This is a genomic window from Paratractidigestivibacter sp. (assembly GCF_052362415.1).
In the GTDB taxonomy this organism is placed as follows: Bacteria; Actinomycetota; Coriobacteriia; order Coriobacteriales; family Atopobiaceae; genus Paratractidigestivibacter.
This window is the reverse complement of sequence record NZ_DAWEMK010000006.1, coordinates 42,499-43,289: the sequence shown is the minus strand read 5'-3', so window position 1 is coordinate 43,289 and position 791 is coordinate 42,499. Positions and strand designations below refer to the sequence as shown.

The 791-nt window shown below is 73.8% G+C and carries 1 protein-coding gene; it reads left to right on the top strand.

Translation table 11 applies throughout. From position 1 onward, the window contains the following. Positions 1-192 precede the first annotated feature (192 nt). Positions 193-791, top strand: a 599-nt coding sequence (locus ACT84W_RS01510) for a hypothetical protein (protein WP_444327966.1), incomplete at its 3' end; no start/stop codon positions are given.

Here is a 791-nt window from a genome sequence, read left to right as displayed (position 1 = left end):
CCTGAGCCGGTCGAGGACGAGCCCGTAGACGCCGAGCCGATCGGGGCCGAGCCTGCCCTAGCGGAGCCCGTCCAAGCGGCACCCGAGCCAGTCGAGCCGGCGCCCGAGTCCACCCGCGGTTCCGACCCCGAGCCCACGGCGAAGCTCGGCCCCGCGGCACAGGGCCCGTCTGGGGCGCAGTCACAGTCTCGGATGACCGCACCTGCTTCCGCGCCGACGCCCGCGCCCGCCCCGAAGCCGGCACCCGCGCCGAGCCCGCGCCCTGCTCGCCCCGCGAACGACCTGCCGCAGGATTTCTATGCCGACGTCTGCGTCACGGATGAGCCCCTCTCGGCGCTCTATCAGGTGCTGCCGCTTGACGTCGACCCCGTGGCCACACTCGAGGAGGACTTCAGGATCGCTCGGTCCACCGGTGCCCTCGAGGGCACGCGCAGCGAGGTCAAGTTCCCCATGCGTTTCCAGCGCCGCGACGGCTCGCCCGTCATGGTCACGCTGCGCCGCCGCGCGAGGTCGGTCGCGGGCAAGCACTGGTCGCTCGCGGACGTTGCCGTCGACGCGCCGGAAGAGGTCGGCATGGGCGCGCTCGAGCGCAAGCCGGCCGGCCCCTGGGCGGCGTTCGCCGACAAGGCCCAGCTCAAGGAGGCGCAGAGCCCCGAAGCGGAGCTCGCCCAGTTCGCCGTGCTCGGCTCGTGGGACAAGCTCCTCGAGGAGCTGGCCGCCCTCGCCGCGCCCGAGGACTGGGGGAAGGGCCGCGCCGCCCTGCGCGAGTACCTCGCCATGAGGTATCGCCG